Consider the following 16,545-nt stretch of genomic DNA (forward strand, 5'->3'; position numbering starts at 1 on the left):
TTAATTGTTACCAGTAGGCGACATTTAGTTCGGAGGTGCAAAGATGCGTTCAAAGTTTGATGTATTGATTGTCTCGGATGGCGATGACGTTAGCGAGCTTGAGGCAGGACTGGTTTCAATTGGTGCAGATCAAGTAAAAGTATTGCCAATAGAGCAAAACATTTTGAAAGCGCTAAATGAAATGCCGGTCGATTTGATGGTATTGGATGTTAAAAAACCAACTGCGAAACTCTTTGAACAGTTTAGCTTGGTAAATGAATATTGTCCAAAGCCGGTTATTTGCTTTAGTGAAGAGCGTGATAGCAAAGTTATCGAGCAATCAGTAAAAGCTGGTGTGGCCGCTTATATAGTGGAAGGAAAGGATGTTTCCAGATTGAAACCGATTGTCGAAGTGGCAATGCTGCGTTTCAATGCATGCCAAGCGGTGAAGAAAGAATTGTTGCAGGTTAAGGATAAGCTGTCACAAAGAGCAATTATTGAGAAAGCCAAAGGTCTGTTGATAGAACATAAAAATATGTCGGAAGATCAGGCCTATAAGACTATGCGAAAAATGGCGATGGATCAGGGGAAGAAAATTTCAACGATTGCGCATGAAATATGCGACGTTGTTGCGGCATTAGAAAACACGATGACAAGTGTTTAAACAAGCAGTTACCAGCTTGATTTGATACGGAAGGCGCATTTCATCTGAAATGCGTTTTTGTCTCTAAATAAAATAATAATGGGCGCGGAATTCCGTTGGTTTGTTTGGTCGTTAAGTAGACAGGTTTATAAATTATGGAAAATTTAAATAGGTTGGATATGGATCAAATAGACCCGTCGGAACTGTCGACGTTAAACACCCTGGAAAACAAGCTGTATTCAGTTTTTCAACCGATATATAGTTTTTCTAATCAGGCTTGCGTTGGTGCGGAAGCCTTGGTAAGAGGGCGTTCGTTGGAAAATGGCTTTCAGGTACCTGTCTATAATTGCTTGGAAGTGCCGGAGGGCTTAACACAAGCCGAATTCAGCCACCAATTGAATCGTATGCATTTTGAAAACTGGGCAAAATTGAAGCGCCCGGATAATTGGATGTTTTTAAATCTGGATTTTGAAGGTGTGACCTCTTTGGGTGACTTGTACATTTCCGAATTTCTCAAAGATCTCAAGATGCAAGGCCATGAAGTGGTTATTGAGGTTGTTGAAAGCGAGATCAAAGACGAAGGGTTGTTTGATAAAGTCATTAACACACTTAGAGATTTGGGGTGTTTGATTGCCTTGGATGACTTTGGTGCCGGACATTCGAATGTGGATCGTATCTGGAAGGCGCAACCAGATATCGTTAAGCTGGATCGAGGAGTGCTGCTTGAAGCAACTAAGAGCTTAAGAAGCCAAAGTGTGCTACGTAATCTGACCAATCTTATTAAGCAAGCAGGCAGTATCTGCCTGCTGGAAGGTGTCGAAAATAGAGAGCAAGCGCTGTTGGCGATGGACATTGGCGTTGATTTGGTTCAAGGTTTTTATTTTGCACGCCCTCGCCAGTTGTTGGATCGCATCAAGCAAGGTGAGTCTTGCATTAAGGAAGTGACTGAGCAATACCCGGCTTATATTGAAGAAAAAGCATTCTTAAAACAAATTCAGAGGAAAGGATACGAAACTTTATTTGAAAGTTTCCTGGGCATGCCGAACTTGGCGGAACTTGAACTACAGATGGAAAAATTGCTGACGTTATCTTTTGTGAAAAGGTTTTTTATCTTGGATCAAGAAGGTTATCAGGTCAGCGATGAGTACAATGTCGAAGACAAAGTCAAACAAGTTAGTGTGTTGAAGAAAGGTAAAGGTCTGTGCTGGAAGAATCGCCGTTATTTCGTCAAGGCGATACAGTCTCCGGGAAGGTTGTATGTTTCGGAGCCTTACCGGTCATTGATAGATATGCAGCTATGTCTAACGGTTTCAAAAGTGGTGTATATCAATGAAAACCCCTTTGTCGCATGCTTTGATGTCAGCTATGTCGACAAATCTACAGAGAGCGTTCAGATATCGGTTTAACCTATCTTTTGTGTGGGCTTTAAGGCAAAGATAGATATGCACCAAAATCGAACAAATGCCTTGTCATAATTGCTAGGTTTTGTTCGCTAAATTTCATAATAAATTGCTGATATATAACATAAATTTAAGAACAGGTCTCCTTCTCGCTTTGATAGGGTAAAAGGGGAGATTTATGCAGGAATTTATTAATCTTTATCAAGACCACCGGGTTGAAATCGAAAAGTTTCTGATCGAAACCATTCGAAACAACGGGCAATGCCTGCAGCCTCATGTCGTCGGGATGAAAGGTTTCTTCTCCATTCTACCAAGCCTTGAACTGGTGTATATCACCGACAAGTCGTTTGTCCAAATTTCACCGAATGTCTTCAAGAACAAGACCAACAAGTCCGCGGTGGGCAAAAACCGGGATTACTTGGTTTCTAAAGTTAAATCTCGTGATGAATTGGTTTCCATTAGTGAACCCTATATCAGTTCTGCAACAGGTGAGTCGTGCGTGACTGTCATGATTGCGGACGGCGATTACTATTACTTTTTCGACTTTAATCTACCGACCTTGTTGACCCGCTTTGGGTTGGTGGAGCGCCACCAATTGTTTAACTTGGTCACTAAGAGCTTCTATTTGGTGATAGGTCTGTCGTTGATGTTCTTTTCAATTATGTCGATAGGCTATGCCTTCTATGATTATGTGATTCAGTTGAATCACCTCGAACAATATAGCCTAGAGAGTATTTTCAAACCGATCATTTCTCTGACGATGGGCTTGGCGATTTTCGATTTGGCGAAAACCCTATTGGAAAGGGAAGTATTCTTTAAGGCATATTCTGACAAAAAAGACGACGCTCGTTTGCTGGCAAAGTTTTTGACGGCAATCATTATTGCCTTGTCGATAGAGGCGTTGATGGTGGTCTTTAAGGTGGCACTGAACGATCCGGCTCAAATGCTGTACGCCCTGTATTTGATTGTTGGGATTGCATTGATTATTTTGTCACTGGCCTTTTATAACAAGTTTGTCATTAAGAAGCCGGAAAATTAAAGCTTCAAGTGAAGCACTTCCCGCTTTGATTAGGAATTGGCGTTTATGAGTCAAATGGTTATTTTCACCGATTTGGATGGAACTCTACTGAATCATCATAACTATGATTATCAGGGGATTTGTCCACTTCTGGTTAAGCTAAAGGAGATGAGGATTCCGGTGATCTTGAATTCAAGCAAGACATTGGATGAACTGGCCCGTTGGCAAGAACTGCTGAAGCTTGATCCGCCTGTTATTGCAGAAAATGGTGGCGTGGTGCTATTGCCCTCCCATGAAGGGCCTAAAAAAATATTGATTGGCAGGCCCTATAGCGAAATCCGCTCTTATTTGAAGCACTTGAGGAAGTCACATCATTGGGATTTTGAAGGTTTTGGCGACTGGACGGTGGCAGAAGTGATGAACAAAACCGGTTTGAAGGTCAAAGAGGCTGCATTGGCAAAAGAGCGTGAAGTAACCGAACCGATTATTTGGAAGGATTCACCAGAGGCTTTAGAGCAGTTTGAAATCGAGTTGGAAAAAGAAGATTTGATCCTGAAGAAAGGTGGACGTTTTTACCATGTGATGGGCAAGCATGACAAAGCCGATGCCATGCAACTCTTGGTGAATAAGGAATATTTCAGTTGTGGCAGTCTATGCAAAATTATTGCATTGGGTGACAGTGATAATGATTTGGCGATGTTGAATTATGCCGATACCGCGGTGGTTTTGCCGGCGGCTTCGGGTGAAAAACTGGAGGTGGCAGGTGCGATTTATGTTGAAGATCATGCGCCACTAGGTTGGGTGAAAGCTGTTGAGTCGATTGTAGGGTTATAAATGGCGAAGTAGTTAAAGTGAAAAAGCATAGGAGCTTTGAGTTATGGGTGATTTTTTTCAAAACGGAACAGTAACGACATTTCATAATCTAACGGATAGGCCGGTTGAAGAGTTGGAAAGAGAGCTTCTCAATTTCAGTCAATCCAAACCACTCGGTATTATCCTGCCATCCTTATTCAGCGAGCTTGAAGGGCCTGCGCTGAAACACATCGTGAGCGAATTGAAAAAAGTGCCATATCTCAGTCAGATTGTTATCGGTCTGGACAAAGCCAATGCTGAGCAGTTTGCTTTTGCCAAGGAATATTTCGCTGAATTGGGGAATGTCAAAATTGTCTGGAATGATGGTCCTCGTATGCAAGCCATGACTGCCAAGCTGAAAGAACAAGACCTAGCACCATTGGAACGAGGGAAGGGCAGTAATGTCTGGAACTGCTATGGCTACGTTTTGGCGTCAGATCAAGTGGAGGCGGTCGCCCTGCATGATTGCGATGTACTGACCTATGACAGAAGCTTGTTGGCACGTTTGATTTACCCTGTGGCTCACCCGACATTTAACTTTGTTTTCTCAAAGGGTTATTACCCAAGATATGCAGATGGCAAACTTAACGGTCGGGCTTCGCGTTTGTTGGTGACGCCGCTGTTACGTGCCTTGAAAGGTGTCGTGGGAGATGATGCCTTATTGGATTATCTGGACAGCTTCCGTTACCCGTTGGCAGGTGAGTTTGCGATGGATGTTCATTGTTTGAAAGAAATTCGCATTCCATACGACTGGGGCTTGGAAATCGGGGTGATGTCGGAGGTCTTGAGAAACTATTCAAATCGCCGTATTTGCCAAGTGGACATTGCAGATGTTTACGATCATAAACATCAGAATGTTTCATTTGAAGACAAAACGGCTGGGTTGTCTCGAATGAGTCAGGATATTGCCAAATCGCTATTCAGAAAACTGGCCGTGAGAGGACATGAGTTTTCTCGCAGTACCTTGAGAACGATTCGCGCCAAGTATTACCGAACGGCATTGGATCAGCTTGAATCCTATGCATTCGATGCGGAGATGAACGGTTTAAGGTTGGATTTGCACTCGGAAGAGAAGGTGATTGAATTGTTCGCGAAAAACATCATGGATGCCGGCGTCGGTTTTATCGACAACCCGGGAGAAATGCCGTTTATGCCGAACTGGAATCGTGTTGTCAGTGCTTGCCCGACCATTCTCGAAGAGATCAAATTGGCTGTAGAGTTGGATAACGCCTAATTGGATTAAATAGACTAAATGTATAGAAACGCACCGGAGAAAGTATGAGTAATGAAACGCTTCGTCAGATAGAAACCAAACTGCAATCACTCTATCCTGAAAAAGAGGCGGCTTATGCTTACCAACGTATCGTCGAAATGATAGAAGCCTTTCCTAAGTCAAACTTCGAAGGAGAGCGTTGGAGTCAGGAAGATGCGTTGTTGATCACCTATGGCGATACGTTCCTACAAGAAGATTTGGCACCACTGGAAACTTTGAAGAAGTTTTTACAGACGCATATCAAAGATGCCATCAATACTGTTCACATCCTGCCGTTTTTTCCTTACAGCTCGGATGATGGTTTTTCGGTTATCGACTATAAAATGGTCGATCCTGATTTGGGCGATTGGGAACATGTCGAAGGCTTGAAAGAAGCTTATGATTTGATGTTCGATTTTGTTGTGAATCACGTCTCTCGTGAAAGCTTATGGTTTACCGACTATAAGGCGGACAGGGAGCCCTACAATCGCTTCTTTATTGAAATGGAAGGTAAAGAGGATGTGTCTCAAGTAACGCGTCCAAGAAACTCTCCGCTACTGGTTCCAGCCTATACACACCGTGGACGCAAGATGGTTTGGGCGACTTTCAGCTCCGATCAAATTGACTTGAACTTTAAAGAAGTGGAAGTCTTGATCAAGATGGTCGAAGTGCTCTTGATGTATCTGGAAAAAGGGGCGCGTCTGATTCGTTTGGATGCCATTGCTTTCCTGTGGAAAGAGTTGGGAAGTAACTGTATTCACTTGCCGCAAACCCATACTGCCGTGAAATTGTTTAGAGACATTATGTCCGTGGCGCGCCCTGAAGCTATTATGCTGACAGAGACCAATGTGCCGCATCAGGAAAACCTGTCGTATTTCGGTAACCAGGATGAAGCCCACATGGTGTACCAATTTGCTTTGGCGCCATTGGTGTTGCATGCGCTGCACCGTGGTGACGGGCAGTATCTGACGCAATGGGCGAGTGAGTTGGGTGAACCGCCGGAAGGTTGTACTTTCTTAAACTTTACCGCTTCACATGATGGAATTGGCGTGCGCCCAATTGAAGGTATTTTGCCAAAACGTGAAGTGGATGATCTGATTACCGGTATGCACCGTTTGGGTGGATTCGTATCCATGAAAAGTAACCCTGATGGTACGGAAAGCCCTTATGAAATCAATATCGCTTTGTTCAGTGCTTTCCGCGAAACGCATATGTCCAATGGACCGGATCAATGGCAGGTGGATCGTTTTATTTGTTCCCAGAATATTATGATGACCTTACAGGGAATTCCCGCATTTTATGTTCATAGCTTGGTGGCGACACCCAATGACTTGGATGGGGTTGAGAAAACAGGGCGAACGCGTTCCATCAACCGTCGTAAGTGGGACTATGAATACCTTCAAGCATTGATCGAAAGTGGTAGAACTTCTAATGCTGAGGTCATTAAGCGTCTGACGAATATTCTGCAAAGACGTAAAAAACATAAAGCATTCCATCCAGATACACCGCAGCAGATTGTTGATTTGGGAAGTGATTTCTTTGCGTTATGGAGAGATGGGGAGGGGTTAGTTTTCCCGTTGTTGGCAATTCACAACCTGACGAATGACATCAAAATATTGAACTTATCTGAGATAGCGGGCATAGAGCGACACAATTACTGGGTGAACCTATTGGATAATCAAGGGGTTAGTAGTCAAGAAGAGAAGTACGTGATTCAGCCGTATCAATCTATTTGGTTGATGCCGGAATCCGTTGATAGTGTTTCTGCTCTGTGGGCGCCGTTTACACCTTAATCAGCTTTGCACCGCTTTAATACACGAATGCATAACCATGAAGCAAATATTACAAAATTATTGAGGGAAAATGATTGAAAAAAGTATAAATTTAATTTAAGTTGTTGAATTTAAATGTTTATTTAGTTTTAGGCATGTCGATTGTTATATGATAAGTGTTAAGTTAGAGTGCCTTGCTCGCACAAAGCGAATGATTGTTTTGTGCGGGATTTTTTTAACTTAATCAAGAGTTTATCTGTTGCATCTTTTTGAATTTATGCGAGGTTCATCTGGATGTTTAATATGCAACGATAGTATCTGATTTTTTTAGTCATTATCACCTCCATTGAGCCATTCATAATACCCTCATTATGAGTGGTTTTTTTTACGCCCGTTTTTAGCTTCCAGAGTCTTTTCTGCTTATAAATCGCCGATTTACGTTGGTAATGAGTGCTAACAGATAGACAAAACTTGCACATCTCAGTAAAATGCCTGCCCAATTAACCCCTAATAATTTTTTATTCGAAAGAGAGTGATATCAGATGGGAAGAGCCTATCAAAACCGTAAGGATTCCATGGCAAAGACCTCCAATATGAAAGCGAAGGTCTACTCAAAGTTCAGTAAAGAAATTTACGTTAGCGCCAAAAATGGCGGGACAGATCCGACGGCTAATTTGTCATTGTCCCATTTGATTGAAAAAGCCAAACAAAACCAAGTGCCTGCACACGTTATTGATAAAGCGCTGGAAAAGGCTTCTGGTGCAGGTGGTGAAGATTTCGTAACGGTTCGTTTCGAAGGGTTCGGTCCAGGCGGCTGTATGATGATTGTTGACTGTCTAACCGACAACAACAACCGTACGTTTGGCGAAGTCAGGGGGGTATTCAACAAAATTAAAGCGAAGTTGGGTACGCAGGGCACAACCGCACATATGTTTGACCACCGTGCAGTGTTCGAGTTCAAGCATGACGATGAAGACGCGGTATTGGAAGCTTTGATGGAAGCGGATGTTGATGTGTCGGATGTTGAGTCGGAAGAAGGTTTGGTTCGCGTATTGACCCCACCAACAGAATACTTCAAGGCAAGAACGGCATTGATGGACACTTTCCCGGGTGTGGCGTTTGAAACCGATGAAATCACTTTTATTCCTCAAACCTACACTTTGCTGCAAGGCGAAGAGTTAGAAACTTTTGAGAAGTTTATGGATTTGTTGAACGACCTTGATGATGTTCAGGAAATCTATCACAACGTTGAAGTAGAAGATTAATCTTAATCTCGCTACTATCTTTCACCCCAACCTGGCAGATTTCACACAAATATCTGCCAGGTTGGGGTCTTTCATTTAAGCCAGATTAATTCTCTTAACAAGCGCTAGTCAAAGCTCTTTCCAAAATAGAAGTAAATAGATTGCTTACTTGGATTGTGATATCCGTAGGCAAGATATGCAGGTCCTAAAGGCGTATTCATGCCGAGGAAAACACTGACAGCTTGTTTAGTCTTATCCCAGTCGATTTTCTCTGGCGCTGTATAGCTACCAAATACATTCCCGGCTTCCATGGTAGCACCCAGATAAAGCGGAAAGTGAAATACGGAGTTGCTTTCACCCAGCAGGCGGTAGATGTACTTCAATCGAGCAAAGACGATCTGGTTACCTATCAACTCGTTTTGACGAAATCCGGATAACCTCTGGAAACCACCCAAAGTATAAAACTGACTACTCTCAAAACCGATAGGGCCGTTCATATCGGTGTATTCCGCATAGAAATTGAAGGTATGTCGGTGAAAAGAGCGGTAGCTCGAGAGCTTGAAAACATCCGTGTGGCTTTCCAATGAAGGTTCATATTTGCTGGAAATGCCCGAAAAACCGTAATATAGCAGCGTACCGGATGTTGGGAAAGCGACATGGTCTAGTGTGTCATGCGCAAGCCCGACGGTGGTGGCGGTTTGGTGGTATTTGTCGCGGATTTCTTTTGAGGTTTTGTGCCCGATAACCAACTCACCACTTTCATAGTAATACTGGGTGAACAGTCTGTTGTTGGTGGTGATGTTAACGCCAAGTTCCAAGCCGGTTTGTATGCGCTTTTTATCTAGAGCAATAGAGAAGGTTCCGAAAGATGCATTGTTATAAAGGTAGTTTTCGTCCTGGTAATCAGCGAAGGGTTTGACGTAAAGACGTTGTCCTTGGGTAATGGGCTGGTAGAACTCAGTGCGTGCATGTTGAATCTCACCGATCTGTAATTCATTTTTCCATTCAGCCCCCATATCATTCACTGGCTGGTAGGTGTGTTTGAAGCCCAAGTTGAATTGGGTGTCGTCTCCAAGGTTTGAAGCCAGGTTAAATTTGAGTTTAAAGAAGTTTGGTCCCCACTCAGGTTCGGAAGTATGTATCACCAACTTTCCTTGACCTTCGTGGTTGATGAAGTCATAACTGACATTTTTGAAAAAACCCAAACCATACAGATATGAGAGATCCGTTTCCAGTTGGGTTCTGTCTAGCGGTCGTTCGGTTTTCTGATGGATATAATGCAGGATAACGTTGTTAGCAATGCCTGTTTTATTGTCTAGTTCGATTGTTTTGACAAGCAAAGAATGACTGCGATGTTCGTTAGGTGGACTGTAAGGCTCAGGCAGTGCCAGTTTTCTTAGTGCATTATCATGCTTGGTTACAGCTTGCTCGCCACGTTCGATAAATAAGATGCTTTTGTCAAAGTCAGTAGAGGTGAACCCAGTTAAGTCAGGACAAATCAGGACATCTTTCGAAGTCAGTGTAGAAAGCTGTTGCAAGCTGTTGTTGAGTGTTAGACCGGTAATCAATTGATTGGTGATGTCGACAAAGCTTTTGAGTTTGTCACGGTGTGCTCGCTCGTCATGTATATCGGAAACGATAACAATGTCTGCGCCCATCTTTCGTACCACGTCAATGGGGGTGTTGTCGGTAATGCCTCCGTCCACCAAGAGGTGTTTTCCGATTTTAACCGGTGCAAAAATACCCGGTACAGACATACTAGCTCTCAATGCTTGAGACAGGTTTCCTTGTTTTAAAACAACGCTTTGACCTGTGGCAATATCGGTAGCAACTGCTCGGAAAGGAATGGGGAGTTTGTCAAAGTTCTCCGACGGCGCGGTATTGAGCAACAGGCTTTCCAGTAGGACGTCTTGTTTCTGTCCTTGAATCAAGCCGTTGGGCAGACGGAAAGTCCAGTCATGCATGCCGACTTCGCCTTTGATGTAGTAACCAAACTGCTGTTGCTTACGTCGAAACGACTGGTAGTAACGTTTTGGATCGTCATTGAAAGTTTGCTCCCAGTCGACATGGGTAACGAAGTGCTCTATTTGCTTAATGGGTAAACCTGCAGCATAGAGACCGCCTATCAATGCGCCCATGCTGGTTCCAGAGATATAGTCGATAGGAATGTGTCTGGCTTCTAACGCTTTGATGACTCCAATGTGGGCAAGCCCTCTAGCGCCACCGCCAGCGAGCACCAGCCCGATTTTCGGGCGGACATGTTCAGGCGTTTTTTCGCCTTTTACCTCTGGGCCCGGTGTGGGTTGTACAGGAGTTGAAGGTGTTTGAAGTTCGCTGGCATGAGCATAAGAAAACAACTGAACACTGATTATTAGCAGGATAAGCAGGGAGTGTTTCATTATGCCGCCTATCATTGTCAGCGCTTTCCGTTACCGCCTGCCTTGAGAAGCAGTACATCTAACCAGCGATTGGGGAGGATTCGTTTCAGCCAAGCAAACAGATGGGTGGGGATGGTTACCGGGTAGCGAATCTTGGGTTTGTTGGCGGAAATGATTCGTTCAACAACATCACTGACTGCTTCAGGTCCAAGTGTGAAAGGCGCTGCGGCACCTTCTTTTTCAAGCCGCTGAATCATTGAGTCGTAACTGTCTTGGTGTGCACTTGGTTTGCCGGCAATCCAGCGCTGATACTGCTTGAATGAATTGGCGCGGAACTCTGATAAAATTGGCCCCGGTTCAATCAAGCTCACGTGAATGTTGTCTTTTTTAAGCTCAAGTCTTAAGGTATCTGCCAAGCCTTCAATTGCGAATTTACTCGCATTGTATGCACCGCGGTACGCCATAGCGGCAAACCCCAGAATTGAACTGTTATAGATGATTTTGCCACCGCCGTTTTGTCGCATGACCGGCACCAGTAAATTGGTCAATTCCTGTGTGCCGAACACATTGGTTTCAAACTGGTAGCGTAATGCATCGCGAGATAAATCTTCCACAGCACCCGGTAACCCGAAAGCGCCGTTATTGAACAAGACATCAATTTTACCCTCGGCCATTGTGAGTAATTCATCAACAGCATGATGGATAGAGTCCGAATCGGCTAAGTCCAACTTCAAACAGTTAATGCCCATTTGGCGGATTTTGGCGACATCTTCTTCTTGCCGGCAACTACCGATAACGTGATAGCCTTTGGCGTGAAGGGTTTTAAGGGTGTAATGACCGATGCCGGTAGAACAGCCAGTAATGAAAATAGTTAGGTTTGAGTTTGAAGTCATGTCGGTGTTTTTGTGGGTAACTTTGCCAGATATTGTTTGTGAATCTCAATACTTGTCATCTTAGAATATTTCGGTTGGATGCCCAAGCCATAAATGAATGCTTTAATTTCGATAAAACCATTCAATTCTTATATAATAAGCCATTCTTTTTATTTCGAGTTTTGTTTTCGGGTTTTGAATTCATTTAGCCATGTCTCTGATTAAACGTTATTTAATTGCTGGATTGCTTGTGTGGCTGCCTTTGGGTGTCACGATTGCGGCGTTGATTTTTCTGGTCAATCTGTTTGATAAGAGTTTGGTTTTGCTGCCGAGACACCTTCGCCCGGAATACTGGCTAGGATATGAAATTCCAGGTTTTGGCGTCATCCTATCGTTTTTGTTGATTTTGATTACGGGAATGTTGGTCGCCAATTTCTTTGGTCGTTACCTATATGGTTGGTGGGAAAAGTTCCTGGCAAGAATTCCGCTGGTGCGTTCAATTTATATGGCAGTCAAGCAGATTGCGGAAGCATTGTTTGGCTCTGGCGCGGAAACTTTCCAAAAGGTGTATTTGATTCAGTATCCACGTGAAGGCCTGTGGACCTTGGCATTTCAAACCAGTCGTACCCATGGTGAAGCGCAATTGAAAACAGGGTTGATTGATGCTGTGAACCTGTTTGTGCCGACTACGCCAAACCCGACTTCAGGATTTTTTCTTATTGCCTCTCGACATGAAATTCTCGAACTGGATATGAGTGTAGATGATGCATTGAAAATGGTGATATCAGGTGGGGTAGTTGTTCCGCCGTGGAAGAAGGTGCCAGAAGTTGTACCAGACGTCGCACCGGAAGTTGCCATCCCTGAACAGAATCTAGCGCCGACAAGCGAAAAATAAATTTTATTAAAAACAATTTTCAATTTAAAGGTAAAAAACACATGATGCGTACACACTACTGTGGACAAGTTACAGAAGTCTTAGAAAGTCAAAAAGTCACAGTTGCCGGCTGGGTGCATAGACGCCGAGATCATGGTGGCGTTATTTTTATCGACTTACGTGACCGTAGCGGCTTGGTGCAGGTAGTGGTAAATCCGGATGATGCGGACAAATTTGCTAAAGCGGAAAGAGTGCGTTCAGAGTATGTGTTGAAAGTGGAAGGTCAGGTTTGCGCGAGAACACCGGAAACCATCAACCCTAAGATGGTGACAGGTAAGGTTGAAATTGTTGCGGATAGCATTGAAATCCTGAGTGCTTCTGATCCGATTCCTTTCCAGTTGGACGACAAAAATATTTCGGAAGAAGTGCGTTTGACTTATCGTTATTTGGATTTGCGTCGTGATGAAATGCAGCAAGCGATGAAAACCCGTTATAAAGTGACACGTTCTATGCGTCGTTACCTAGATGATAACGGCTTTATGGATATGGAAACGCCAATCCTAACCAAATCTACGCCGGAAGGGGCGCGTGACTATTTGGTGCCTAGCCGAACGCATCCAAATAAATTCTTTGCATTGCCTCAGTCACCTCAGTTGTTCAAGCAATTGTTGATGATGTCTGGTTTTGACCGTTACTACCAAATCACGCGTTGTTTCCGTGATGAAGACTTGCGTGCAGACCGTCAGCCAGAATTCACTCAGTTGGATATCGAAACCTCATTCATGACGGAAGAAGAAGTCATGGACATGATGGAAGGGTTGGCAAAGACCATTTTCCGTGAAGCGGTTGATGTGAATTTCGACTATGAGTTCCCTCGTATGCCTTATTCTGAAGCGATTGAGAAGTACGGTATCGATCGTCCTGATTTGCGTATTCCTTTGCAGTTGGTTGATGTGGCTGACTTGTTGCAAGATATTGAGTTCAAAGTATTCTCTGGTCCTGCAAAAGATCCTATGGGTCGTGTTGCGGCATTGCGTGTGCCACAAGGCGGTACACTTTCCCGTAAGGAAATCGACGATTACACCAAGTTTGTAAGCATCTATGGTGCAAAAGGTTTAGCGTACATCAAAGTCAACGATCTTGCGGCAGGCTTGGATGGTTTGCAGTCTCCGATCGTTAAATTCTTCCCTGATCAAGCGATGGAAATCATGCAGCGTGTGGGCGCGGAAGATGGTGATATCGTATTCTTTGGCGCGGACAACGCGAAGATCGTTAACGAAGCATTGGGTGCATTGCGTTGCAAGCTGGGTGAAGATCTTGGCTTGATCGAAAAAGAATGGGCGCCAGTTTGGGTAGTTGATTTCCCAATGTTTGAAATGGATGAGAAAACCGCTAGATTGACTGCAATTCACCATCCATTCACGCAGCCTAAAGCCACAACAGAAGAAATTTTGAATCATGACAAGCCAGAGCTGATGTTGTCTCGCGCTTATGATTTGGTTATCAACGGTATCGAAGTGGGTGGCGGTTCAGTGCGTATCCATGACACCAAAATGCAAGCTGCTGTCTTGAAGATGCTAGGCATCTCAGATGAAGAAGCCAAAGATAAGTTCGGGTTCCTATTGAACGCTTTAAAATATGGTTGTCCTCCGCATGCGGGTATGGCATTCGGCTTGGATCGTTTGGTCATGTTGATGGCGAATCGTGATTCGATTCGTGATGTTATTGCCTTCCCGAAAACACAATCTGCTGCTTGTATGCTGACTGAAGCACCAGGTGTGGTTGATGATGGACAATTGGCAGATTTGGATTTGCGTTTCCGTAAGCCAGCACGCGATTAAGCGCACAATACCCGTTATCTAAAAACCTCTCCAAATCACGGAAAGGGCATACAATTAATCAAAGGCGTGAATGACATTTACGCCTTAAGTTTATTCACTTGGAAGAACTATGTCGGAATTATCTCCTACGCAACAAGCCTCAGGCTTGGCAAAATCCGTTCCGCTTGAATTGGTTAATAGTATTAACCAATTAGCGCAGTCCGCTACGCCTGCAAAACTTCTCAGCGAAGCAGAGCGCGACTCTCTCAAAACCAAAATCAAAGCTTTGTTGAAAGAAAAGAATGCTCAAATCGTTGCGCATTATTATGTCGATGCGGAGCTGCAAGCTTTGGCGGAAGAAACTGGCGGGAAAGTAGCAGACTCTTTGGAAATGGCAAATTTCGGCGCGCAATCCGATGCCGATATTTTGGTGGTTTGCGGGGTACGTTTCATGGGCGAGACAGCGAAAATGTTGAGCCCGGAAAAAACAATTCTGATGCCGGATTTGGAGGCGAACTGTTCTCTTGATATCGGCTGCCCGGCGAAAGAGTTCGCCGAGTTCTGCAAACAATATCCTGACCGTAAAGTGGTGGTGTATGCCAACACCAGTGTTGAAGTTAAAGCGATTGCTGACTGGGTGGTGACATCGGGTAATGCCCTGAATATCGTCAACCATCTGAAAGAGCAGGGTGAAAAGATTATTTGGGCGCCTGATCGTCATTTGGGTCACTGGATTCAGAAAGAAACCGGCATGGATATGATTCTATGGCAGGGGCAGTGCATTGTTCATAATGAATTCCAGGTGTACGAGTTGAAAAGCCTGAAAGAAAAACATCCTGATGCCAAGGTATTGGTGCATCCTGAGTCGCCTGAAGAAGTGGTTGATTTGGCGGATGTAGTTGGCTCGACGCGTGTCATGATTGAAGCGGTGAGGGATTTGCCGGATCAAGAGTTTATTGTCGCGACGGACTTGGGGATTTTCTACAAGATGCAGCAGTTGGCGCCTGAGAAAAAACTGATTGTTGCGCCGACTGCGAGCAAAGATGGGCACTGCATCAGTTGTGCACATTGTCCGTGGATGGCCATGAACGGCTTGGAAAATCTCTATCATTGTCTTCGTGACAGCACAGGTGAAATCCTGATTGAAGAGAACATTCGCCAAAAAGCTTTGGCATCGGTAAACCGTATGCTAGAGTTTTCCAGACAAGCAGGTTTGGTGAAGGCGAACAAATAGCCTTAAACAGGAGAATAAGTGCCGAAGATTCAACGTATACTAGGTGTCGACCCGGGATCACGCAAAGCGGGATTCGGACTCATTGAATCAGGGCGCTATCATCCTAACTATCTGATTAGCGGTGTCATCCGTGTCGAAAAGCTCTCAGGTGCAGAGCGCTTAAAAACCATTTTTGAGTCGGTAATGCAGATTCTCGATCAATATCAGCCTGATGTTATGGCGATCGAGAAAGTTTTCGTATACAAAAACCCCAACTCTGCTATCAAGCTCGGACAGGCGAGAGGGGTAATACTCTGCGCCGCGGCGATGAAAAATGTGCCGATTATGGAATATACTCCGACCCAGATCAAAAGTACCGTGGTTGGTAACGGTCACGCTAACAAAGATCAGGTTCAATATATGGTGAAGACCTTGTTAAAACTCTCGGAAACCCCGCAGGAAGATGCGGCGGATGCTTTAGCGGCGGCCTTGTGTCATGACCGTTATCTGACCTTGGGAATCAACCCCGAAGATATTTCCAAGGGAACGAAATTTTAAGAGTAAGATTCCAGGATTAAATTTTAGGAATAGATATGATTGGCTTTTTATCCGGTAAACTCCATGCAAAACAACCACCAATGCTGTTGATTGATGTCAATGGCGTTGGTTATGAGGTTGAGGCACCCATGTCGACTTTCTACGCGCTGGGTGAGCTTGGTGCACAGGTTACGGTGGTCACACATATGCATGTACGTGAAGACGCTATGTTGCTGTTCGGCTTTGCGACGGAGTTGGAAAGAAGCTTGTTCAGAGAGCTGATTAAAGTTAATGGTATTGGCGCTAAGATGGCGATTGGCATCTTGTCGGCGATGACGGTTAATGAGTTTGTCGGATTGGTGGAAGTCGCTGATACCGCTGCATTGACGAAGATTCCAGGGGTTGGAAAAAAGACAGCGGAACGTTTGGTGATTGAGATGCGCGATCGTTTGAAAGGCTGGCAGGGCGATGCTTGGATGGGCTTGACGAAATCTAATGCTTCTGTCGCCACGGCATCGGTGCAAACGAACAGTGCTACATCAACGGCGGTGCAGGCACTGATTACCCTTGGGTATAAACCTGCACAAGCAGAACAAATGGTCAAAGCCGTTCCAGAAGGGCTGAGTACGGAAGAGACAATCCGTAAAGCATTACAGTCCATCAAGCTTTAATATTTTTTAGATAAAAATCT

The 16,545-nt window shown here is 44.3% G+C and carries 14 protein-coding genes; 12 read left to right on the forward strand and 2 right to left on the reverse strand.

What is annotated here, in order from left to right; genetic code table 11:
• The first annotated feature begins 43 nt into the window (after positions 1–43).
• From HVMH_RS04710 to HVMH_RS04740, 7 genes are all read left to right on the forward strand, one after another.
• Positions 44–643, forward strand: coding sequence for an ANTAR domain-containing response regulator (locus HVMH_RS04710; protein WP_051622926.1), 600 nt, complete (start codon positions 44–46; stop codon positions 641–643).
• A gap of 134 nt (positions 644–777) precedes the next feature.
• On the forward strand, positions 778–2,028 hold the full coding sequence (locus tag HVMH_RS04715; protein ID WP_081822670.1) for a sensor domain-containing phosphodiesterase: 1,251 nt from the start codon (positions 778–780) through the stop codon (positions 2,026–2,028).
• A 172-nt stretch (positions 2,029–2,200) separates the two neighbouring features.
• Positions 2,201–3,061, forward strand: a complete 861-nt coding sequence (locus HVMH_RS04720; RefSeq protein WP_029908421.1) for a hypothetical protein — start codon at positions 2,201–2,203, stop codon at positions 3,059–3,061.
• Between the two features lie 45 nt (positions 3,062–3,106).
• The gene (locus HVMH_RS04725; RefSeq protein ID WP_029908423.1) at positions 3,107–3,874 is read left to right on the forward strand and encodes an HAD-IIB family hydrolase; all 768 of its coding nucleotides are present in this window, start codon (positions 3,107–3,109) and stop codon (positions 3,872–3,874) included.
• Positions 3,875–3,917: 43 nt separating this feature from the next.
• Positions 3,918–5,126: a glycosyltransferase family protein gene (locus HVMH_RS04730; protein ID WP_029908425.1), complete on the forward strand. Its 1,209-nt coding sequence runs from the start codon at positions 3,918–3,920 to the stop codon at positions 5,124–5,126.
• 44 nt (positions 5,127–5,170) lie between these two features.
• Positions 5,171–6,937 carry a sugar phosphorylase gene (locus HVMH_RS04735; protein ID WP_029908427.1) on the forward strand — a complete coding sequence of 589 codons (1,767 nt, stop codon included), beginning with the start codon at positions 5,171–5,173 and terminating at the stop codon, positions 6,935–6,937.
• A gap of 521 nt (positions 6,938–7,458) precedes the next feature.
• Positions 7,459–8,181 (forward strand): YebC/PmpR family DNA-binding transcriptional regulator, encoded by a 723-nt coding sequence (locus tag HVMH_RS04740; RefSeq protein ID WP_029908431.1) that lies wholly within the window; start codon positions 7,459–7,461, stop codon positions 8,179–8,181.
• A gap of 104 nt (positions 8,182–8,285) precedes the next feature.
• Here the strand turns inward: HVMH_RS04740 and HVMH_RS04745 are convergent, their stop codons facing one another.
• Both HVMH_RS04745 and HVMH_RS04750 read right to left on the reverse strand, forming a co-directional pair.
• Entirely contained in the window at positions 8,286–10,559 is a 2,274-nt protein-coding gene (locus HVMH_RS04745) for a patatin-like phospholipase family protein (RefSeq protein ID WP_029908433.1), read from the reverse strand.
• A gap of 17 nt (positions 10,560–10,576) precedes the next feature.
• A complete protein-coding gene (locus tag HVMH_RS04750; RefSeq protein WP_029908434.1) occupies positions 10,577–11,431 on the reverse strand; it encodes an SDR family NAD(P)-dependent oxidoreductase in 855 nt (284 codons plus the stop codon).
• A gap of 190 nt (positions 11,432–11,621) precedes the next feature.
• Here HVMH_RS04750 and HVMH_RS04755 point away from each other — a divergent pair, with 190 nt between their 5' ends.
• The 5 genes from HVMH_RS04755 (at position 11,622) to ruvA (ending at position 16,525) form a co-directional block, all read left to right on the forward strand.
• Positions 11,622–12,305, forward strand: a complete 684-nt coding sequence (locus tag HVMH_RS04755; protein WP_051622928.1) for a DUF502 domain-containing protein — start codon at positions 11,622–11,624, stop codon at positions 12,303–12,305.
• Positions 12,306–12,349: 44 nt separating this feature from the next.
• The gene (gene aspS / locus HVMH_RS04760; protein ID WP_169736214.1) at positions 12,350–14,125 is read left to right on the forward strand and encodes an aspartate--tRNA ligase; all 1,776 of its coding nucleotides are present in this window, start codon (positions 12,350–12,352) and stop codon (positions 14,123–14,125) included.
• Between the two features lie 109 nt (positions 14,126–14,234).
• Positions 14,235–15,338: a quinolinate synthase NadA gene (gene nadA / locus HVMH_RS04765; RefSeq protein WP_051622929.1), complete on the forward strand. Its 1,104-nt coding sequence runs from the start codon at positions 14,235–14,237 to the stop codon at positions 15,336–15,338.
• Positions 15,339–15,356: 18 nt separating this feature from the next.
• Positions 15,357–15,875 carry a crossover junction endodeoxyribonuclease RuvC gene (ruvC, locus tag HVMH_RS04770; protein ID WP_029908442.1) on the forward strand — a complete coding sequence of 173 codons (519 nt, stop codon included), beginning with the start codon at positions 15,357–15,359 and terminating at the stop codon, positions 15,873–15,875.
• A 35-nt stretch (positions 15,876–15,910) separates the two neighbouring features.
• A complete protein-coding gene (gene ruvA, locus HVMH_RS04775; RefSeq protein WP_029908444.1) occupies positions 15,911–16,525 on the forward strand; it encodes a Holliday junction branch migration protein RuvA in 615 nt (204 codons plus the stop codon).
• Positions 16,526–16,545: the final 20 nt, after the last annotated feature.

It is taken from the genome of Hydrogenovibrio marinus (assembly GCF_013340845.1).
Taxonomy (GTDB): domain Bacteria; phylum Pseudomonadota; class Gammaproteobacteria; order Thiomicrospirales; family Thiomicrospiraceae; genus Hydrogenovibrio; species Hydrogenovibrio marinus.